Below are 20,575 nucleotides of genomic sequence, written 5' to 3' on the forward strand. Positions count from 1 at the left end.
ATGCGATTTTCGGATTTTGTCCTGCTCCTCAACACGCTCTGGTTCGGTGCCGCGTTCATGCAGTTCAGCATCGCGCAGGGCAATACGCTGAAGATACTGGTGCCCCGGGAGGAGCGTGGCAATCCAATCGCCCCGACCTTGTCGGCCAGCGTGGCATTTCTGGGCGCGATCAATCTGCCGATCGGTTTCCTGTCGTTGTATCTCCTGGTGTTCCGGCCGCCCTTCTTTCAGGTGTACGACGCGCAGCTTGCGTTATTCCTGTTCTTTGCCGCGTGTCACTTCAGCCAGTTCGCCTACAACCTTCCGGTCCTGATGCGTGGCGGACGGGTCGGGGTGGCGTATTGGCCCGTGTTGAAGGGCCCGATGCTTCGGATTTTTGCCATCGATGCGATACTGTTCGTGGCGAATCTTGTTGTCGCCCTGCTGCTCGTGTCCCGGTCCTGACAAGCGCAATCCCGTATGCCGGCCGCTGCAGAGTGGGGCGCTGGGATAGGGCGCACAGCTTACCGTCGTCGCACACGCTCACTGTCGTCCCTGCCTAGTGCGCAATTGCGCACGGGCGCAGGGACCCATAGCCACCGGCGGCAATTGGTTTGCACGCTCGCGGTTATCCGCTTTCTTTCCAACAACAGTGGCCGCGGAGTATGGGTCCCTGCGTTCGTTCGCAGGGACGACCTCCTGAGGGAGCGTGTGCCTGGCCCGATCAATTCGCCTTGAGCACCGAGCGCAGCATCGACGCCAGATCGTGCCGGCGGTAGGGCTTGTTCAGGATCCGCACCTCGCGGCCGCCGCCGTCGATCGCGTCGACGGGATGCTCGGTATAGCCTGATGTCAGGAGGATCTTTAAGTGTGGCCGCAGGCGGGCTGCCTCCTTCGCAAGCTCGGTTCCGAACAGGCCGCCGGGCATCACGACATCCGTGAACAGGAGGTGGATCTCCTTGGGGCCGCGCAATATGGCGAGTGCCGCGGGCGCGCTTGACGTCACGATGACGCGATAGCCGAGCGCCTTCAATTCGCTCTCGACATAGCCGCGCACCACGTCGTCGTCCTCGACGACGAGAATGGTTTCGCTGCCGCTGAGCGTGGCCTGCTGACCGGCCGAAGGCGCGGCGCTCGCCTGAGGCGCCCCGACGCGGGGAAAGAACAGCTTGACGACAGTGCCATCCCCCGGATCGGAGCGTATCTGCATCGACCCGCCGGATTGCTGGGCGAATCCGTACACCATGCTCAGGCCGAGGCCGGTGCCCTTGCCCACTTCCTTGGTGGTGAAGAACGGCTCGAAGGCGCGGCCGGCGACGTCGGCCGTCATGCCGGTGCCGGTATCGGTCACGGCGACCATGACATAATCGCCGGGCCGCGCCTCGCCGTTGACGTCCACATCGGATTCACCGAGCGAGGTATTTTTCACCTCGACCGTCAGCGTGCCGCCTGATGGCATGGCGTCGCGCGTGTTGAGCACCAGATTGAGCAGGGCGGAGGCCAGCTGGCCGGGATCGACGCTGGCCTGCCACAGGTTTTGATCAAGCCGGAATTCGCACTCGATATGTTCGCCGAGCGTCCGGCGCAGCAATTGCTCCATGCCGACGATTTTCTGGCCGATGTCGATGTCTCTCGGCATCAAGGGCTGCTTGCGCGCGAACGCGAGCAGGCTCCGCGTCAGGTCCGATCCGCGTTCGGCGGCGGTCGCGATGCTCTCGGCGATGCCGTGCAGTTCTTTGTGCGCCGCCAGCTTCTCGGCAAGGTGTTCCGCATTGCCGAGAATGACGGTCAGCAGATTATTGAAATCATGCGCCACGCCGCCGGTGAGCTGACCCATCGCCTCCATTTTCTGGGATTGGGTGAGCTTCTGGTTGAGCTCATCGATGGCGGCGCGCTGGCGCTCGAGCGACTCGGCGGTGCCGTTGAGTAGCGTCATCAGCCCGCCGAGTTCGCCCCGCGGATGGGGCGGCGCAATCCGCGCGCTGAGGTCGCCAAGCCCGAGCTTCGTCGCCATCGCCGCCAGCCGTCCGACCTGACGGCCGACGCTCACGGTCGCCAGAATCCATACGCCTGCGAACAACAGCAGCGAGGCCACCGCAAGCATCGCCAGGTCCTCGTACAGGTGGCTGTTGGCGGCGGCGACCAGACGGTCCTTGGGTCGTCCGACCAGGATATAGAGTCCGGCATCGCGTAGCGGAGGGGAACTCGCCGCGGCCCAGACATGGGCTCGGCTGTCGTGCCCGGTCACTTCGTGGAACGGCTCGCGATTCGCTGAGGTCGCAAACCGGAACAGCTCCGAATTTGCAATCGACGCGCCGGCGGGCTCGGTCCAGCCCTTGCCCTCAGGCGCGACGAGGACCATGCCTTTCCTGTCAACGAGCAGAATCTCGCTGTCGTTCAACAGGCGCCTGCCGTGATCGTCAGCGAATTTCTTCAGGTTGAACGAGGCGAGCAGGATGAATTTCAGCTCGCCGGATTCGGCGCGCACGGGATAGGCGATCTGCAGCACGGAGATCCCCGTCAGCCGGCCGAACACGGGCTCGAGCGTGACGGCGCCGTGTGTAACCAGAGCCTGCTTGAAGTAGGCGCGATCCCTGAGATCGAGGGTCCGGTTGGTTCGCAGCGAGTCGCAGAACAGGCTGCCGTCCGGATTGATGGTCAATATGCCGGTGAACCGCGTGTATTCTTCGCGCACGGCCGACAGGAACGCCGAACAGGCCGCCTTGTCGCTGGTATCGAGATCGCGGGCGCGGGCGAGGCCATAGTGAAGCTGGGCCGTGCCCTGAATTTTCTCATCGAGATCGCCTAGAATATCGTTGGCGGTCGCCGAGAGGCTGGCCAGCGCAGCGTTTATGTCACTGGTGCGATTCTGGACGAAGCGCAGTCCTACCAGGATGGCCGGCACCAGCATCGCAGCGATAACCAGTATCAATAGCCGGGTGCGCAGGCTCATCGGTGCGTCGTTCTTGGATCAGCGAAATCTGCGTGCGAGCAGCGTGTTCGAAATGCTCGCGCTGGAATATCCCTTAGGCAGGTCTGAGTCCACTCGCGAAAGAACGGCAGGGGACGCGGCTTTCGCCGCCGTCGTCCCTGCGAAAGCAGGGACCCATAACCACCGGCCTAATTGTTTTGCAGGCTGGTCGTTACCTAGTTCGTTCCAACAAGAATGGCCGCGGAGTATGGGTCCCTGCGTTCGCAGGGACGACTCGTCCCGCTGCACAATCATTCAATCAGACCATGGATTACATCGGCCAGCCGGCGTTCGGCGCCATCGAAACTGGCGATCATCGCCGCCAGCATTTCGTCAGGATTCAGTTTCTCGATTTTGAGCGGGTGGCCCGCATGGTCGGCCAGCAGGGCGAAGAAGGTGAGCTGTGACCGGCCGTTTCCTTCGCGGAAAGCATGGATGGCATTTAGCTCTGCCAGGAAATGCGCGGCTTTGTCTGCGAACGTTTGCCTATCGAGATTCCGAAGGTAATTCGCCAATCGCAAGTTATCGAACAGCCTGATGGCTTGGCTTTCGATGTTTTCGGGAAAGCAGAATGGATTGCCGCCCTTTGCTATCCTGACGGTACGAACCTGTCCCGCCCAGTGATAGACGTCTTGAAACAGATGGTGATGGATAGCTTTGTAGTGTTCAAAGTCCATCGATCCGTCCGGTAGCGGCTCCTCCGCCCGGGCGCTGGAAATTTCTGCCTCAAACGCATCGAGATCGGCCTGATCATGCAGGTCGAGCTTGTTCACTAGGACGGTCGAGTTCTTGTAAGTATAGGGATCTTCGATCGCATCATACATGCGGTCGGTCAGCCCTTGCTGTGGCTGCGAATAATCGCGCGGCGGTGTTCTTCCGCCGTGAGGCCTTTGCTCCGCGCATCGCTGGCACGCTTTTTCATTGCCGCCGTGAGCTTGATACCCTCGACTTCGCTGATTTTGGCAAAGCGATCACTTCCGAGCACGAACCGGCCAGACTTCGCACCTTTTGCAACGTTCTTCTGTTTCGCCATAGCTGCAAGATTACCATGAATCGTCGTCAATAGCACGCACGGCGTGCGCTGGTGATGATTGGGAGAGGGGAGGCGAGCCGCCTACGGCGTCCCGATCCCCATTTCCTTCAGCGCAGCCAGCATCCGTTCCGGCGGCGCCATCTTGATCGCCAGCGCGTGGCCCGTCTCCAGCAGGCTCTTTAGGCTCGACAGGATAGCGAGCCAGCCGGCACGGCCGCCGGACAGGATGTCATCGCTGATGTCGCGGTCATGCGACTGCAGCATCGTCAGCTTGACCACGTCGCCTGCAGGCTCGATCTCGTAGGTCACGAGCGTCGGCCCGAGCTTTTCCACCAGCGCCGGCCAGTTCACGTTCCAGGTAACGGTCAGCTTCCTGGGCGGATCGCATTCGATTACCTCGCCGCTGATATGCTCCGAGCCATCAGGGGCGCGGGCGATGAAGGCGCCGCCGACCTTGAGGTTGGCCTCGATCGCAAAGCCGGAAAAATAGTTGCGGCTGAACTCCGCCGTCGTCAGTGCCTTCCATACTTGTTCGGGCGTGGCGGCGATGTAGATCGTATAAACGATCGCCGGCTTGAATTTCCCAACATCAATTTCTGTACGCTTACTCATCACGCTTCTCCAACTGCCGTTTCAACTCGCTGAGGGCTGCAAGTTTCCCGCGCTCGAACTTCCTGATCCAGCGTTCGCCGATCTGATGGATCGGAACCGGATTGATGTAGTGCAGCTTCTCGCGGCCGTGCTTCAGCGTGCCGACGAGGTTGGCCGCTTCGAGAATCCCAAGGTGTTTTGTGACCGCCTGCCGCGTCATGGCGAGGCCGTCGCAGAGTTCGTTCAGCGTCTGTCCGTTCTTGGCGTGAAGCCGGTCCAGCAGCGAGCGCCGCGACGCATCGGCAAGCGCTTTGAAGACTTCATCCATGGGTAAGATAATAGGCAACCAGATGGTTGCATGTCAATTGGAGTTTTTCGCGCCGCCATGCATAATGACCAAATCGCTCGCCCGCCGGAGTTCCCCATGTCCCTTCAAGCCTATCTCGCCTTTGTCGCCGCCTGCATCGCGCTGGCGCTGTTGCCGGGTCCGGTGGTGACGCTTCTGATCGCAAACGGCCTGCGGCACGGCACCCGCGCGGCGCTGATCAATTGCGCCGGCGCGCAGACCGGCCTCGCCATTGTGATCGGCATCGTCGCGGTCGGCCTGACCTCGCTGATGGCGACCATGGGCTACTGGTTCGACTGGGTGCGCTTTGCGGGTGCGGCCTACCTGATCTGGCTCGGCATCAAGCTGATCCGTTCGCCGGTCGAAGGCGTCAATGCCGACGAGCCGCCACCGCCGCCGCGCGGCGGCTTCTTCCTGCAGGGCTTTCTGGTGCTGCTCTCAAACCCCAAAGTGCTGGTGTTCTTCGGCGCGTTCATTCCGCAATTCATGGACATGGAAAAACCCCACCTCCCGCAGGTGGCGCTGCTCGGCATCACCTTCATGGTGATCGCCGCCTCGACCGACGCGGTCTACGCACTGTTGGCCGGCCGGGCGCGGCTGTTCTTCTCCAAGCAGCGGACGCGGCTGGTGTCGCGCATCTCCGGCGGCTTCATGATCGGCGGCGGCATCTGGCTGGCACTGACACGGGCAAAGTGACTGGCCATCGTTGAACCCGGGGGGGGGCGGCGCGTCTAATCGCAAGCCGTCTCTGGGGAACAAGCCGTGCTGCCCGATCTGCCGTGGTTCGTCTATGCGATGCTGCTGGCCCCGCTCGGGCTGCTCCTCGTTGCGGCCGCCTACAAGTCCCTGCAGGTGCGGGCCGCGCGCGAATGGCCGTCGGCTGCGGGCAAAGTGGTGGTTTCGAAAGCCGAGGTGCGCAAGGTCAAGGTGATCGACGGCGACAATTAACCGATCATTCGCCAGCGCGGATCAGGACAAGATGAGGCGCAGCAGCACCATTGATAGTGCGCCGATGGCAACTCCGAGAAAAAGGGCGAACCATACCCGATAACCAGCAAGCCACATCGATGCGAGCCTGCCCATCGAAAAGCCCCGCCCTCCTATTTGGGCCATCAGCGTAAGCATGTCGGAGCAAATCCACTCCTCAGCAATTTTCCCATCGGCAATTCGGTATAGCTCGTTGCTCTCGTATTCTATTTTCTTTCCTGTGGGTTGAATTCCAAGGAATTCGCCAGCATGCGTGCCTGTAAAGCGCACTCGAACTGCAACTTTGTCCTCACCAGCAAATATATCATCGATCTTTACTTGAATGTCTGGAAATGCCGAGAAGAGGATTTCAGCGTGCTTACGCCATGCGTCGGTTCCTCGTTTTTGATACGGCATTCCAGCTATATTTATGATGAAGTCTGACGGCATAAGCTTCACAACCGCATCCACATCCTTGCGCCCCAATGCTGAGAACGCTTTCCGGATAAGCTCGATGTTGGACTGAGGGGGGGAAGGCTGTGTAGTCATGGCTGAACTCCCAACGCACCATCCGTGGTGAAATGGCAGCGCGTTTTCTTTCAGGTGGTGTCATCGGTAGTTATGTCGATTCCCCCAAAGGGAAACCGGCAGTGCTTTCGGTCCAGAGTGGCGGCTGTCAACCCACCCAACAATGGTCGAGACATTACGCTAACCAGGCTGAACCAACAGCAGCGGTCGCAACACCACTTCAACCTCGACGAGGATCCGCGCCAGCCGTTCCGCCCACGCTATCTCGCCGGCCTGATCCGAGATCAAATCCTGACGGATTTCTATCCCCGTATTCATCAGCCCGCGCGCTTCGCCGTGCACGGGGATGGTGTAGTCGGTCTCGTCGCTGACCGCATAGGGCTCGTTGTCGCCGACCACGAGATCGCCCTCGGCGCGCAACAGTTTCAGCAAGAGCGGCGGCAGATTCGTGTCGCGGTGATAGAGCGTGCCGATGTGCCAGGGGCGCGCAATGCCGGCATAGACGGGCGTAAAGCTGTGCAGCGACACCAGCACCGTCGGCAGGCCGGCGCGCGCGCGCTGATCGATGATCTCGGCGATGCGCCGGTGATAGGGATCGAAGATTTGCGCGCGCCGCATCTCGGCGGCCTCGCGCGAAATGCCCTCGTTGCCGGAAATCGTGGTGGCTTCGCTGATGCGCGGGATCGAGCCTGCGACATGGGGCGGGCGGTTGCAGTCGATGATGAGCCGCGAGTAACGCTGCACGATCAGATGGGCGTCGAGATGTTTTGACAGCGCCTCCGCGACGCCGGCAATCCCGATGTCCCAGGCGATATGGCGCACCAGCTCGCTCTCGGGCAGGCCGAGATCGCCGAGCCCGCGCGGGATCAGCCTTCCATAATGGTCGCAGGTCAACAGGAACGGCGAGCGTCCCCCGGCGTTGAATTCGCGGACCGGAGGAACATCTTCGGAGCTGAGGAGTAGGGTTGTGTTGGCGGCGGCGTCCAAAGCGTTTTCCTTATTGCAGTGCCTATCGAAGCGGCACCCCGATCTACAATTGAGCAGTATTCGGCCTAGATTAGATGTACCAGAATCGATGATTGTTTGACGATGCCGCTCCTGACCATCAACCACAAGACCGTTTATCACTACAGTCGCCCGGTCGCGTTCGGCGAGCACCGCATCATGCTGCGCCCGCGCGACGGCCATGATCTGCGGGTGCTGTCCAGCAGCCTCGATATCGAGCCGCAGCCGATGCGGCTGCGCTGGATCCATGACGTGTTCGGCAACAGCGTCGCGATCGCAACCTTCGACGAGCGCGCCGAGACCTTGTCGTTCACCTCGACGGTCACGGTGGAGCACAATCCGGAGGACGAATTCGCGCTGACCGCGGACGATCCCGCTTATTTCTATCCGTTTCTCTACGACGACGAGGAGTTTCCCGACCTCCAGCAATTCATCACGCCACAATATGGCGATCCCAATGGCGAACTGTCGGGCTGGGCGCGGCAATTTCTCGACCCCGACGGGCCGACGCCGACCTTCAACATCCTGAGCGGCATGACCCATGGCATCCGCGAGGCGTTCCGCTATCGCAAGCGCCACGAGCAGGGCACCCAGCATCCGCTCGACACGCTGCAGACCGGCTCCGGCACCTGCCGCGACTATGCGCTGTTCATGATCGAGGCGCTGCGCCGGCTCGGCATCGCCGCGCGTTTCGTGTCCGGCTATCTCTTCATTCCCGGCGACCGCGCGCATGGCTATGTCGGCGGCGGCTCGACCCATGCCTGGGTGCAGGTCTATCTGCCGAGCGCCGGCTGGATCGAGTTCGATCCGACCAACGGCATCATCGGCACCCGCGATCTGATCCGCGTCGCCGTGGCGCGCGATCCGCGTCAGGCCATCCCGCTGCACGGCGCCTATCTGGGTTCACCCGACGCCTTTGCGGGGATGGAGGTCCACATCAGGGTAGTTTCGGTCGGCGACGAGCCGCGCGCAGCGCCGCAGGCGGAAAAGGTCTGAGCATGGAGATCAAGGTCGGATTCGAGATTTCGTATGCGGCCGTCCAACCGACGCCGATGGTGATCATGCTCTCGATCCATCCGTCGCGCTTTGCCGACATCGTCGGCACCGAGCGGATCACAGCCGGGCCTGACGTGCCGATCGGATTCTACCGCGACAGCTTCGGCAATGTCTGCGGACGGCTGGTGGCGCCCGCCGGCGGCTTGACGCTGCGGGGCGACGCGCTGGTGCGCGATTCCGGCCTGCCGGATGCGGTGGTGCCGACCGCGCAGCAATTGCCGATCGACCAATTGCCCGACGACGTGCTGCAATACCTGATGCCGAGCCGCTATTGCGAGACCGACAAGCTCACCGATGTCGCCTGGTCGCTGTTCGGAAACTCGCCGCTCGGGTGGGCGCGGGTGCAGGCCATCGTCGACTTCGTGCACAATCACGTCACCTTCGGCTACCAGCACGCCCATCACATGAAATCGGCGCATGACGTCTACGAGCAGCGCGCCGGCGTCTGCCGCGACTTTGCGCATCTGGCGCTGACCTTCTGCCGTTGCATGAATATCCCGGCCCGCTATTGCACCGGATATCTCGGCGACATCAGTATTCCCCGCGACCCCGCGCCGATGGATTTCTCCGGCTGGTTCCAGGTTTATCTCTCCGGCCAGTGGCACACCTTCGACGCGCGCCACAACGTCCCCCGGGCCGGCCGCATCCTGATGGGCACCGGCCGCGATGCCGCCGACGTCGCGCTGACCACCAGCTTTGGGCGGATGGACCTGGTGAAGTTTCTGGTGATCAGCGAAGAGGTCGTGCCGGCTTAGGGGACTCTCTCACCGTCATTGCCTGCGACAAACGCGAAGCGTTTGCGCAAGGGAGCGAAGCGACGAAGCAATCCATGCCTCTGCCTGCCCGCTATGGATTGCTTCGCTACGCTCGCAATGACATAGAAAGCCATGATCTCAGATCGTCTCTTCGTCTACGGCACGCTGATGCGCGGCTTCGACCATCCGATGGCGCAGCTTCTGTCGCGCAGCGCGGATTTTCTGGGCGAGGCCACCTGCCGCGGCCGGCTCTACCTCATCAAGCATTATCCGGGGCTGGTGCTGTCGGATGATCCCGCAGACATCGTGTTCGGCGAATTGTACCGCCTGCGCGACCGCGACGCGCTGCTCGGCGAGTTCGACATGTATGAAGCCTGCGGTGCCGGCTTTCCGGAGCCGACCGAATATCTCCGCCGCATGCTGCCCGTGACGCACGCCGACGGCGCGGCCGGCGAAGCGTGGACCTATGTCTACAACTGGCCGGTCACCGGCCTGCCGCAGATCGCCTCGGGGAAGTTTCTGGAGAGGTGATATCCGTGTCCCGGACGCGGTGCAGCCTAGGCGATGCGTAGCATCGTCCGGTAGCGCTGCTCCGCAGAGCCGGGACCCATTGAGCCACAACCATGGGCCCCGGCTTAGCAGCGCATCACTTCGTGCTGCGCAGCCTCCGGGGCACGAGATTCAATCACCCCGCGTCCAGCCGCTCGCGCTCCATGCGGATATCCACTTCGCGCTCAACATAGCGCCATTCCTCGGTGGCGCGCAGCGTGCGGACCAGTTCCTCGAATGCGTCGGCGTCGGCTGGCGCGTATTCGAACCAGGTCAGGAAGTCGAACGGCTCGCCGAGATCGCGGCAGTGATAGAGCTGCCGGGCGATCGCCGGCAGATATTTCAGGCTGTTGGCAATGTGGTGCGATCGGTCCTCAAAAATCTGCCTCCGCTCTTCCTGCGTCAGCTCCCACCACGTCGCCGATTTCTTGATCGGGATCAGCGCGGCATAGGTTGCCTCGGGGCGGCCGATCTCGGCTGGATCGGCATCAAGCCGTTTCTTTTCGTCACGCTCGGCATAGCGCAGGTGGCTGGCGACGCCGGCCAGCCGCCAGGAGGTCGGCGAGGGCATGATCGGCAGCGCGATCGACAGCGAATGCACGACCGACAGCGACGGCGTCGGTGCCAGCGACGCGCCCCTGACCGGCCCGAACCGCGTCACCCGCCATGCCCCGCTCCGGCCGCCTCTGAAAATCGTGAACATGAGGGGATGGAAGCGCGGAACCGGGATGGGATCAAGTATTCGCCGTCATTCCGGGGCGCTTAGCGCGAGCCCGGAATCCATAACCACGATCCGGAGTATGGATTCTGGGCTCGCGCCTGACGGCGCGCCCCCTGGTGCGCAATTGCACACCGGGGAATGACGCAGGAGAGGGCTGTGAATAGCGGCGAGAAGCCGAATAACCTTCGTATTTTACCGGCCCGTCCCTATATCCATGGTCGGTTGGCACGGCCCCACGATTCGGCAAAAAACCTAACCCATGCGCTTCACGCCCCAATTCCTCGACGAACTGCGCGCCCGGCTTCCGGTCTCGGAAGTCGTGGGCCGCCGCGTCAAGCTGAAGAAGGCGGGGCGGGAGTTCAAGGGGCTGTCGCCGTTCCAGCAGGAGAAGTCGCCCTCGTTCACGGTCAACGACCAGAAGGGCTTTTATCACGACTTCTCCTCCGGCAAGCACGGCGACATCATCTCGTTCCTGATGGAGACCGAGGGCGTCGGCTTCACGGAAGCCGTCGAGCGCCTGGCTTCCATGGCCGGCATGGCGCTGCCGGCCGCTACTCCCGATGCCGCGCGGCACGAGCAGCGCCGCAAGACGCTCCATGACGTGATGGAACTCGCGGCAAAATTCTTTGCCGACACGCTGGCGTCGCGCAACGGCGCCAAGGCGCGCGGCTATCTCGGCGACCGCGCGATCACGCCGGCGACGCAATTGCAGTTTCGCCTGGGCTATGCGCCACCGGACCGTTTTGCGCTGAAGGAGCATTTGGGCGCACAGGGCATCTCCACTGACGACATGGTGGAAGCGGGGCTTCTGATCGGCGGCGACGACATTCCCGTTCCTTACGACCGCTTCCGCGACCGCGTGATGTTTCCGATTACCGACGTCCGTGGCCGCGTCATCGCTTTCGGCGGCCGCGCGCTGGAAAAGGACGTTCCGGCAAAATACCTGAACTCGCCGGAAACACCGCTGTTTCACAAGGGCGACAATCTCTACAACCTCTCCACCGCGCGGCAGGCGACGCATAACGGCTCGCCGCTGATCGTGGTCGAAGGCTATGTCGACGTCATCGCCATGGTCACCGCAGGCTTTGCTGGCGCGGTGGCGCCGCTTGGCACGGCTTTAACGGAAAACCAGCTCGCGCTGCTCTGGAAGATGGCGGACGAGCCGATCCTCTGTTTCGACGGCGACCGCGCCGGGCAGAAGGCGGCGTATCGCGCCGCCGACCTCGCGCTGCCTGCTCTCCTTCCCGGAAAAAGCCTGCGCTTTGCGCTGCTGCCGGAAGGGCAGGACCCTGACGATCTCGCGCGCTCCGGCGGGCGCGGCGCGATCGAGGAAGTGATCGGAGCCGCGCGGCCGCTCGTCGACATGCTCTGGTCGCGCGAGATCGAGGGCGGCAGCTTTGCTACCCCCGAGCGGCGCGCGGCGCTGGAGGCGCGCATCAACGAACTTGCCAACGGCATCCGCGACGAGGTGCTGCGCCGTTACTATCGCCAGGATCTGGTCGATCGCCTGCAGCGCATGTTTGCACCCGACGGTGGCCGCGGCGGCTACGCCAGGGGCAATTTCCGCGGCGGAGGGGGAGGCGAATCAGGCCGCCGTTTTGCTCCCCGCAGCAGCTTCAACCCCGGCCAGGCCGGCCGATTCGCTCCCCAGGGCAGGCGCGGACCGGGGACCGGCGGCAGCTCCGTGATCTCGCCCGGCCCCTACCAGGCGGCCAGTCCCCAGCTCGCGACCAGCCCGATCATGCGCGGCCAGCGCAGCGCCATGTCCCGCCGCGAGGCGCTGATTTTGCAGTCCCTGATCAATCACCCCTGGCTCCTGCACGACCATCTGGAGGAAGTGGCCGCCCTGGAACTGGCCCATCCCGAGGCCAACAAGCTCCGCGCCGGTATTATCGCAGCCTTCGCCAACGACCATCACCATTCCCCTGATGTCGAGGAGCAGGCCGAGAAAATGCGGGCCGATCTCGAAGCGCGCGGATTAGGCGAGGTTCTTCAAAGGGTTGAGCGGGCGATCACGACCTCGGCCGTCTGGGCCACCAAGCCCGGCGCGGCCCGGGAGGATGTTTTGGCGACCTGGCAGCAACTCGTTGTCTTGCATCAGAAAACGCACGCCTTACTTAGGGAGAAGAAAGATGCCGAGCTGGCGTTGGGCGATGAGCCTACTGACGCCAACATGGCGTGGCTGAGGGACGTCAGCGCCCGGCTGGAGTCGGTTGACGGCACGGACGCCCTGATCGAGGGTTTTGGCGAGCTTTCGGGCCGGTTCCGGAAGAGCGTGTGATAAAAAAAATGATGCGGACGGCGGCGGCCGTGCCCGCAAAAAGACTCGCCAAATCCATGGTTTGGCGGCAAAAACAGGGTTAAGCGAAGCTTAATAGTCCGAGGGTTACTGTAAGGGCGCCGAAGGGCTATTGGCATAACACCGGCGATGGCGGGTTTAAGGGGTGGCGACAGTCTGCGCCGCCCTTTGCGCGTCCTACGCATGCGAATACTCAAGGGGCACAAGCGTGATCCGGAAAAGTGGATATCCGGTTTTCCGAAACGATCACGCGCTAAGAGCAAGGATCTAGCGGGTTGGCTTTTAAAACAAAAGACATCCTGCCGACGACTTCAGTAATTCAGAGGCGGGTGGCGTTGCGCGCCATCCCGCACGAGCGCGTTTCGGGAGCTTGATGAATGGCCACCAAGGCAAAGACGCTGCAGGTTAAAGACAAGGAAAAAGACGACAAGGCAGCGGACGCCCCTGAGAAGGATAGCCCCGACGCGCCGTCGCCGTTGCTTGACCTCTCGGATGCCGCGGTCAAGAAGATGATCAAGCAGGCCAAGAAGCGCGGCTTCGTGACCTTCGATCAGCTCAACGAAGTGCTGCCCTCCGACACCACCTCGCCCGAACAGATCGAAGACATCATGTCGATGCTCTCCGACATGGGCATCAACGTGTCGGAAGCCGAAGAGGCCGACGCCGACGAGGAAAAGGAAGAGGCCGACGACGACACCGACAACGAGCTTGTCGAGGTCACGCAGAAGGCCGTCACCGAAGTCAAGAAGTCCGAGCCCGGCGAGCGCACCGACGATCCCGTCCGCATGTATCTGCGCGAGATGGGCACGGTGGAATTGCTGTCGCGCGAAGGCGAAATCGCGATCGCCAAGCGCATCGAGGCCGGCCGCGAAGCGATGATCGCGGGTCTCTGCGAAAGCCCGCTGACCTTCCAGGCCATCATCATCTGGCGCGATGAACTCAACGAAGGAAAGATCTTCCTCCGTGACATCATCGATCTCGAAGCGACTTACGCTGGCCCCGACGCCAAGAACAACATGAACCCGGCGTTGATCGCCGGCGCCACTGCTGACGGCGCTCCCGCTGCCGACGCCAATGGCGCGGCCGCGCCTGCGCACGTCGCCCCGCCCGCCGCTCCGCCGTCTCCGACGCCGTTCCGTGCCGCGCCTGCGGGCGGTGCGGAAACCGAAGAGAAGGATCCGGCCGAGGCCGCCGCCGAAGGCGACATGGACGACGACGAGTTCGAAAACCAGATGTCGCTCGCCGCCATCGAGGCCGAGCTGAAGCCGAAGGTGGTCGAGACGTTCGACAAGATCGCCTCCGAATACAAGAAGCTGCGCCGCCTGCAGGAACAGGACATTGCCAACCAGCTGCAGAGCGAGTCGCTGTCGCCCTCGCAGGAGCGCAAGTACAAGAAGCTGAAGGACGAAATCATCGTCGAGGTGAAGTCGCTGCGCCTCAACCAGGCGCGCATCGATTCGCTCGTCGAGCAGCTCTACGACATCAACAAGAAGCTGGTCTCGTTCGAGGGCCGCCTGCTTCGTTTGGGTGACAGCCACGGCGTCGCGCGCGAGGACTTCCTGCGCAACTACCAGGGCTCGGAGCTCGATCCGCGCTGGCTCAACCGCGTCTCGAAACTTTCCGCCAAGGGGTGGAAGAATTTCGTCCATCACGAGAAGGACCGGATCAAGGAGCTGCGCCACGAGATCCAGTCGCTGGCCGCGCTCACGGGTCTTGAGATCGGCGAATTTCGCAAGATCGTGCACGGCGTGCAGAAGGGCGAGCGCGAGGCCCGCCAGGCCAAGAAGGAAATGGTCGAGGCCAATCTGCGTCTCGTGATTTCGATCGCCAAGAAGTACACCAACCGCGGCCTGCAGTTCCTCGATCTGATCCAGGAAGGCAACATCGGGTTGATGAAGGCGGTCGACAAGTTCGAGTACCGCCGCGGCTACAAGTTCTCGACCTACGCCACGTGGTGGATCCGGCAGGCGATCACGCGCTCGATCGCGGACCAGGCGCGCACCATCCGCATCCCCGTGCACATGATCGAAACCATCAACAAGATCGTGCGCACCAGCCGCCAGATGCTCAACGAGATCGGCCGCGAGCCCACTCCTGAAGAACTCGCCGAAAAGCTCGGCATGCCCCTGGAGAAGGTCCGAAAAGTCCTCAAGATCGCGAAAGAGCCGCTGTCGCTGGAAACCCCCGTCGGTGATGAAGAGGATTCACACCTCGGCGATTTCATCGAGGACAAGAACGCGATCCTGCCGATCGACGCCGCGATCCAGTCCAACCTCCGCGAAACCACCACGCGGGTTCTGGCCTCGCTCACGCCCCGCGAAGAACGCGTGCTCCGCATGCGTTTTGGTATCGGCATGAACACGGATCACACGCTGGAAGAAGTCGGCCAGCAGTTCAGTGTTACGCGCGAACGTATCCGCCAGATCGAGGCGAAGGCGCTGCGGAAGCTGAAGCATCCGTCGAGGTCGCGGAAGCTGCGGAGCTTTTTGGACAACTAAGCTCACGGGCATCCATCCAAATGAAAACGGCGGGCTTTGGCCCGCCGTTTTTGTTTCTGATCCAGCTCTCGCGCCGTCATTGCGAGCGAAGCGAAGCAATCCATGCCTCTGCTTACGGCGCGATGGATTGCTTCGCTTCGCTCGCAATGACGCGGATAGAGCTGTGTGTGCAGCCCTACTTCTTCTTCGCCCCAACCCGGCTGATGCTCTTGATCGCCAGCGGCGTGCGGCCGGATTTCTCGGCGATCTCGCGGTCCTGCTCCATGATGTAGCCGCGCGCCGGCTCGTCGCCGTCGAGTCCGCCGAGCAGCTCGGAGGGCACGCGCCGGTTGGAACGTTGCGAGTCGTCTTCATAAACGACGTTGAAGAAGGCGAATTCGCCTTTGGGATTGGTCCCGGGTTTCTTGGCCATGGGCGGCTTTTCTTCGATCAAGGCGACGTTGTCAAAGAAAAATAGCGGGCCTTGACTGGCCGTTCCGCGTGACGCCTGCCTTGCCGGCGCAAGCATCAAAACTCAGCGAAATCTGCAAATCTCCGCCTACCTTCGACCGCGATCCCCCGCCACGTTCCGCTTCGTGCATCACGCCCCGAACCAGCCTGCCGCTCCCCCTCATCCTGGCCCGAGCGCCGCCGCCATCTGGCCGCCGCTGCGCCGCTTCATCGCGATCGAATACCGGCTCGGCCGCTTCATGGCCCGCCGCCGCTGGACATCAGCGCTTTACGAATTCTTCCGTTTCGGCGTGAAGCAGGCATGGGCCTGCCTGTTCGGCGGGATCGCTGTTTTCCTGATGATCGCAACCTGGTGGTTCTATCCGGCGGCAACGTGGCTTCCGCGCTACGACTTTCTGTTTCTCTGCATGATCACGGTTCAGGTCGCGCTGCTCGCAGGGAAATTGGAGACATCGGACGAGGCAAAGGTGATCCTGATCTATCACGCCGTCGGCACCGTGATGGAGATCTTCAAGACGCAGGTTGGCTCCTGGATTTACCCGGAGCCGAATTTCTTCCGGATCGGCGGCGTGCCGCTGTTCTCCGGCTTCATGTATGCCTGCATCGGCAGCTATATCTGCCGCGCGTGGCGGCTGTTCGATTTAGAGTTCTCCCATCATCCGCGACGCCTCGGCCTGGCCGCGCTCAGCGTCGCGATCTATGTCAATTTCTTCAGCCATCACTACATGGTCGACCTGCGCTGGCTGCTGTTCGCATGGGCCGGCTGGCTGCTCTTCCGCACCCGCGTCCATTTCAGGGTTTGGCACCACCATCGTTCAATGCCGCTGTTGCTCGGGCTATTGCTGGTGTCGCTCTTCATCTGGTTCTCGGAAAACATCGGCACGTTCACCCGGATCTGGCTCTATCCGTCGCAGCGGCAGGGGTGGTCGATGGTTTCCGTCGACAAGCTCGGCTCCTGGTTCCTGCTGCTGATCATCAGCTACACGCTGGTGAGCCTCGTCAATGCGCCGCGGGACAGGCGAGGGGGTGAGCATGCGGCCAGCGTCCGGAAAAAATTCAATCGCATGCCGGATTTTTGGCATCCTCGACCGTGAGGAAAGTGATCGTGGCCGGTCCGATCTCAACCGAACCTGGCGGCGATGTCACCGCGGCAAGCCGCGGAAAATCGTCATTCGGTTCGAGCTCCAAAGCCGTTCCATTCAGCTTCACCTCGGCGCTTTGCAGATCATCCGCCGACAGTGTGTAACGCTCGCTGGCCACGGGCAATCGCAAGGTCACGGCGGCCGTCCTGTCGGTATTGATGGCCAGCAGCGTGACGGCCCTTCGCGCCCCTCGTCGGCAATGCGCGTAGAGGTGCATCCCATCGTGCACGCCGGCGTCGAGAACAATTGTGCCCATCAGCCTGCGCCAAAGCAGCGCCGCCCAATAGTTTGGCCGTGGCCGCAACGTCTGCTCGTCAAGCAGGCCATAATCGCTCGCAGCCAGCGTGTTATGCGCAACCATCTGGACGCCGGCTTTGGCAAGCCGGCCGAGTTGATCGAGATATCGGAACGTATCGAGGAAAGTGGAGGCCCAGGGATTGCCGCCGCAAGCTGTCTCGGCGGTTTCGGTCAGCCACATCGGCTTATCAGGCGCAAATTCGTCCCTGAGCGATTGGTAGAACGCAAGCGTCCGGCCCGTGCTCGCCAGCCACGCTTCCGACAGCGCTGCCTCGGGCGTGGTTTGACCCGGAGCGCATCGTTGCGAGACTGCGCCGTAGTGATGATAGGAAAAGGCGTCGATGCCGGGGCCGGATGCTGCAAGCAAGTCGCGCGTGGAGATGAATCCGGAGCTGGACGGCCTCGATGATTGCGGCGCTGCTGTCTCGCCGATCGAACCGGGGCCCAGAACCATCACATCCGGTTCGCTCGCCTTGATGAACGCAGCAAAGGCTTTGAAGTCCTGCCCGTAAGCCGCCGCGTCGTAACCGTCAGGTGCGCCGCCCATCGCGGCCAGCGTCGGCTCGTTCATGAACTCGGCGGCGGCAATCCTGCCACCGACGGATCTGGTATAGGCGAAGAAGCGCCGCGCCTGATCGCTCTGCCATTGACCCGCTGCGTCCCGGGCACCGGGGCTCGTTGCCATCGAGGTCACGATCTCTGCGCTGACGGCGTGGGCAAAGTCGATGACAGCTTTCCAGCGTTCGCGGCTTAGCACCGCGCGGAAGCCGTTGGGCGGCGTGGAGGGCGCATCATCGCTTTCTGCAAAATAAGTGGTGTTGGCCCAGGTACCGCTGACGCGCAGATAGGCCGGCGCCAGCGCCGCAGCCAATGCACGCAGTCGCGGGTTCGACAGGTCGATAGGCTCCCGATACGCATAGAGGTCCGGGTTCGCACCCGTCGGGATATTCCCGGAATTATCAGCGCCGCGCGCTGACTGCGCTGCGGCACTCGCCTTGTACGGCTTCCAGAACCGTCCGCCGGTGACCTCGACCATTTCCAAATTGTACGATTGAAAACGCACGTCGATGGTACCGAGGCGGGGCAGTCGTGACGGGTCCACGGAAAGCGTTGGCGCCTGCGCGGCTGCGTCCTGGCTTCCCGCCAGCGCGGCAACCGCAATTCCCATTCCGACTTTGAAACCACTGGACCTGGTCATAGCCATTGTCCTTGGCACCCAAAGCGGGCGTCGGCCCACGCGTTGAAGCTAAGGCGCCACCAGCTCCACCCGCCGGTTCAGCGCGCGGCCGGCCTCGGTGGCATTGGAGCCGGCCGGCGCCAGCAGTCCGACACCCGCGGTGCGCAGCCGCGGCGCACCGATGCCGTAGTTCTTCACCAGCTCGGCGGCGATCGCCTCGGCACGGCGTCGCGACAGATCGAGATTGTAGGCGTATGGCCCCTGGTTGTCGGTGTGGCCGACGATGAAGACGCTGAGTGCGACCTGGGAGGTCAGCAGCTTCGCGATCTGCTCGAGGGTGGGGCGGCTTTCGGGCTTCACCTCGGCCCTGTCGGTATCGAAATAGATCCCGTAGAGCGCGATGCGGCCGGTCTCGCGGAGCCCCTTGGCCATGACAGAAGCGTCCACCATCTTGTTCTCGATCGCCTTTAGCTCGGCGACGACGAGCTGCACATAGATGTCGCGGTTGTTTTCGCTGACGATGAGGCTGGCGTAGGTCTCGCGGCCGGCGTCCACCTTGCGTCCCGCAAAATAGTGGTAGTTGAAACCGTCCACCCACATCTGCGGGATCGGCAGTGCGTCGATTGCTTCCGAAAAGGGAATGCCGCCGCAGGCATCGACGTCACAGGCAAGCAGCGTTTCGAATCCGGCCTTCGCCAGTTGGGTTTCGAAATTGCGGGACACTTCGAGTATCGAGGGGCCCGGATTGGTGCGATAGGCGATGCGCGTGATGCGGCCCTCCAGCCGCCGCGCATCGGTGGGCTGGCCGTCCTTGAACGCAGCTCCCTGCACCCGCGCCGCATCGAAATCCTTCACCTGATATCCCGTGATGGCGCTGCCGCCGAAGCGGCCGATGCCGGGATAATCTTTCGAGCCGATCACGTCGCGCGTCTGCGCGGCGGCGTTCGTCATCCCGACAAGCGACATAGCGAGCAGCAGGAGGACCGGCCTGAACAGTGTGCGCGGCAAGCTCATGGGAAATCCATTTGTTCGAGAAACGATCGAGGGGCGGGGTTAGGACGAAGTATAACTTGTAAAGGTCGCTCCGGCAGATCACCCGGTTCAAATTAGTCGCAATCATGGCCGTTTTCGGGGAGATTCTGCCCATGGGCTTTACCGCAACCCTCGAAGCAGGGCCAAGGACGTGCTAGAAGCCGATGCTTATTTGCAGTGCTCTCTAAGGAATGGCTTTTCCATGCTCCGCATCGCATTTGCTTTCAGCGCCACCCTGGCAATGTTCGCATGCTTCAACTCCCAGGCCCACGCCGCCCAATGCGGCAGCTCGTCCGCCGGCTACGCTGCCTGGAAGCAGGAATTTTCAGGCGAAGCACGGGCCAAGGGCGTCAGCGCCTCGACCATCCAGGCCCTGATGGCGACGAACTATGCGCAAGCGACCATCAATGCCGACCGCGGCCAGCGCAGTTTTTCTCTCTCGCTCGACCAGTTTCTTGCGAAGCGGGGTGCTGCAACCATCGTCGCGAAGGGGCGGCAGTTGAAGCAGTCGCAGGGCGCACTGTTCGCTTCCATCCAGCAGCGCTACGGCGTTCCGCCGGGGCCGCTGCTCGCCATCTGGGGAATGGAGACGGGGTTCGGCACCCAGCGCGGCAATCAGAACATGCTCGCCTCGATCGCAACGCTGGCCTATGACTGCCGGCGCTCGGCCTATTTCACCGAGCACCTTTACGCCGCGCTGCAATTGATCGACCGCGGCGCGCTCTCTGCCAGCCAGCGCGGCTCAATGCATGGCGAAGTCGGCCAGACGCAGTTCATGCCCAAAGCCATCCTCGCCTACGGCACCGGCAATCTCGAAAACTCGGCGAACGCGCTGATGTCGACCGCGAATTTTCTGAAAGCCCATGGCTGGCGCACGGGCGCGGGCTACCAGCCGGGTGAGCCGAATTTTGCGGCGATCCAGGCCTGGAATGCGGCGGGCGTGTATCAGAAGGCGATTGCGCTGATGGGCCGCCAGATCGACGGCGGGGAGTAGGGCCCAATTGCGTCGTCGTCCCTGCGAAAGCAGGGACCCATAACCACAGTCGGCAATTGTTGAAGCGAAGGCGTCAACCAGTCCGCTTTAACAACATCGGCCGCGGCGTATGGGTCCCCGCGTGCGCGGGGACGACGAGGTTTCGCACGCCGTTTTCCCATGGCATGATTGGCGCGGGACGTAACA

21 protein-coding genes are annotated in these 20,575 nt (G+C 62.5%); 10 read left to right on the forward strand and 11 right to left on the reverse strand.

Features of this window, described 5'->3' with window-relative positions; all coding sequences use genetic code 11:
• Positions 1 to 444: a hypothetical protein gene (locus tag KIP88_RS25020; RefSeq protein WP_214490694.1), complete on the forward strand. Its 444-nt coding sequence runs from the start codon at positions 1 to 3 to the stop codon at positions 442 to 444.
• A 259-nt stretch (positions 445 to 703) separates the two neighbouring features.
• Here KIP88_RS25020 and KIP88_RS25025 read toward each other — a convergent pair whose 3' ends face one another.
• The 5 genes from KIP88_RS25025 to KIP88_RS25045 form a co-directional block, all read right to left on the reverse strand.
• Positions 704 to 2,932, reverse strand: a complete 2,229-nt coding sequence (locus KIP88_RS25025; RefSeq protein WP_214490695.1) for an ATP-binding protein — start codon at positions 2,930 to 2,932, stop codon at positions 704 to 706.
• A gap of 269 nt (positions 2,933 to 3,201) precedes the next feature.
• Positions 3,202 to 3,774 carry a Fic family protein gene (locus KIP88_RS25030; protein ID WP_214490696.1) on the reverse strand — a complete coding sequence of 191 codons (573 nt, stop codon included), beginning with the start codon at positions 3,772 to 3,774 and terminating at the stop codon, positions 3,202 to 3,204.
• Positions 3,775 to 3,782: 8 nt separating this feature from the next.
• A complete protein-coding gene (locus KIP88_RS25035; RefSeq protein WP_214490697.1) occupies positions 3,783 to 3,983 on the reverse strand; it encodes a hypothetical protein in 201 nt (66 codons plus the stop codon).
• Positions 3,984 to 4,064: 81 nt separating this feature from the next.
• Positions 4,065 to 4,595, reverse strand: a complete 531-nt coding sequence (locus KIP88_RS25040) for an SRPBCC family protein (protein WP_249790998.1) — start codon at positions 4,593 to 4,595, stop codon at positions 4,065 to 4,067.
• Positions 4,588 to 4,902: a helix-turn-helix transcriptional regulator gene (locus KIP88_RS25045; protein WP_214490698.1), complete on the reverse strand. Its 315-nt coding sequence runs from the start codon at positions 4,900 to 4,902 to the stop codon at positions 4,588 to 4,590. The genes KIP88_RS25040 and KIP88_RS25045 overlap by 8 nt, the downstream gene beginning before the upstream one ends.
• A gap of 96 nt (positions 4,903 to 4,998) precedes the next feature.
• Between KIP88_RS25045 and KIP88_RS25050 the strand changes: the two genes are divergently transcribed.
• Together KIP88_RS25050 and KIP88_RS25055 are read left to right on the forward strand one after the other, a co-directional pair.
• Positions 4,999 to 5,616, forward strand: a complete 618-nt coding sequence (locus tag KIP88_RS25050; protein WP_214490699.1) for a LysE family translocator — start codon at positions 4,999 to 5,001, stop codon at positions 5,614 to 5,616.
• Between the two features lie 66 nt (positions 5,617 to 5,682).
• A complete protein-coding gene (locus tag KIP88_RS25055; RefSeq protein WP_308163635.1) occupies positions 5,683 to 5,868 on the forward strand; it encodes a hypothetical protein in 186 nt (61 codons plus the stop codon).
• A 21-nt stretch (positions 5,869 to 5,889) separates the two neighbouring features.
• On the opposite strand, the gene KIP88_RS25060 is transcribed toward KIP88_RS25055, so the two are convergent.
• A complete protein-coding gene (locus KIP88_RS25060) occupies positions 5,890 to 6,435 on the reverse strand; it encodes an ester cyclase (protein ID WP_214490700.1) in 546 nt (181 codons plus the stop codon).
• Between the two features lie 159 nt (positions 6,436 to 6,594).
• Positions 6,595 to 7,401 (reverse strand): N-formylglutamate amidohydrolase, encoded by an 807-nt coding sequence (locus KIP88_RS25065; RefSeq protein ID WP_214490701.1) that lies wholly within the window; start codon positions 7,399 to 7,401, stop codon positions 6,595 to 6,597.
• 102 nt (positions 7,402 to 7,503) lie between these two features.
• On the opposite strand from KIP88_RS25065, the gene KIP88_RS25070 reads away from it, so the two are divergent.
• From KIP88_RS25070 to KIP88_RS25080, 3 genes are all read left to right on the forward strand, one after another.
• Positions 7,504 to 8,415 carry a transglutaminase family protein gene (locus KIP88_RS25070; RefSeq protein ID WP_214490702.1) on the forward strand — a complete coding sequence of 304 codons (912 nt, stop codon included), beginning with the start codon at positions 7,504 to 7,506 and terminating at the stop codon, positions 8,413 to 8,415.
• 2 nt (positions 8,416 to 8,417) lie between these two features.
• On the forward strand, positions 8,418 to 9,230 hold the full coding sequence (locus KIP88_RS25075) for a transglutaminase family protein (protein WP_214490703.1): 813 nt from the start codon (positions 8,418 to 8,420) through the stop codon (positions 9,228 to 9,230).
• A gap of 132 nt (positions 9,231 to 9,362) precedes the next feature.
• The gene (locus KIP88_RS25080; RefSeq protein WP_214490704.1) at positions 9,363 to 9,761 is read left to right on the forward strand and encodes a gamma-glutamylcyclotransferase; all 399 of its coding nucleotides are present in this window, start codon (positions 9,363 to 9,365) and stop codon (positions 9,759 to 9,761) included.
• Positions 9,762 to 9,915: 154 nt separating this feature from the next.
• Here the strand turns inward: KIP88_RS25080 and KIP88_RS25085 are convergent, their stop codons facing one another.
• Entirely contained in the window at positions 9,916 to 10,482 is a 567-nt protein-coding gene (locus KIP88_RS25085; RefSeq protein WP_214490705.1) for a chlorite dismutase family protein, read from the reverse strand.
• A 277-nt stretch (positions 10,483 to 10,759) separates the two neighbouring features.
• On the opposite strand from KIP88_RS25085, the gene dnaG reads away from it, so the two are divergent.
• Positions 10,760 to 12,781 (forward strand): DNA primase, encoded by a 2,022-nt coding sequence (gene dnaG, locus KIP88_RS25090; RefSeq protein ID WP_214490706.1) that lies wholly within the window; start codon positions 10,760 to 10,762, stop codon positions 12,779 to 12,781.
• 395 nt (positions 12,782 to 13,176) lie between these two features.
• Positions 13,177 to 15,297, forward strand: a complete 2,121-nt coding sequence (gene rpoD, locus KIP88_RS25095) for an RNA polymerase sigma factor RpoD (RefSeq protein ID WP_214490707.1) — start codon at positions 13,177 to 13,179, stop codon at positions 15,295 to 15,297.
• Between the two features lie 175 nt (positions 15,298 to 15,472).
• On the opposite strand, the gene KIP88_RS25100 is transcribed toward rpoD, so the two are convergent.
• Entirely contained in the window at positions 15,473 to 15,709 is a 237-nt protein-coding gene (locus KIP88_RS25100; protein ID WP_057849867.1) for a hypothetical protein, read from the reverse strand.
• Between the two features lie 163 nt (positions 15,710 to 15,872).
• Here KIP88_RS25100 and KIP88_RS25105 point away from each other — a divergent pair, with 163 nt between their 5' ends.
• Complete coding sequence (locus tag KIP88_RS25105; RefSeq protein WP_308163636.1) at positions 15,873 to 16,841, forward strand: DUF817 domain-containing protein; 969 nt, start codon at positions 15,873 to 15,875, stop codon at positions 16,839 to 16,841.
• Here the strand turns inward: KIP88_RS25105 and KIP88_RS25110 are convergent.
• Both KIP88_RS25110 and KIP88_RS25115 read right to left on the reverse strand, forming a co-directional pair.
• The gene (locus KIP88_RS25110) at positions 16,804 to 18,384 is read right to left on the reverse strand and encodes a hypothetical protein (protein WP_249790999.1); all 1,581 of its coding nucleotides are present in this window, start codon (positions 18,382 to 18,384) and stop codon (positions 16,804 to 16,806) included. The genes KIP88_RS25105 and KIP88_RS25110 overlap by 38 nt on opposite strands.
• Positions 18,385 to 18,432: 48 nt before the next feature.
• Positions 18,433 to 19,329, reverse strand: coding sequence for an OmpA family protein (locus KIP88_RS25115; protein ID WP_374226506.1), 897 nt, complete (start codon positions 19,327 to 19,329; stop codon positions 18,433 to 18,435).
• 307 nt (positions 19,330 to 19,636) lie between these two features.
• Between KIP88_RS25115 and KIP88_RS25120 the strand changes: the two genes are divergently transcribed.
• Positions 19,637 to 20,389: a lytic transglycosylase domain-containing protein gene (locus tag KIP88_RS25120; RefSeq protein WP_249791010.1), complete on the forward strand. Its 753-nt coding sequence runs from the start codon at positions 19,637 to 19,639 to the stop codon at positions 20,387 to 20,389.
• Positions 20,390 to 20,575: the final 186 nt, after the last annotated feature.

This window comes from Bradyrhizobium sp. SRL28, assembly GCF_018596315.1.
Classification (GTDB): Bacteria; Pseudomonadota; Alphaproteobacteria; order Rhizobiales; family Xanthobacteraceae; genus Bradyrhizobium.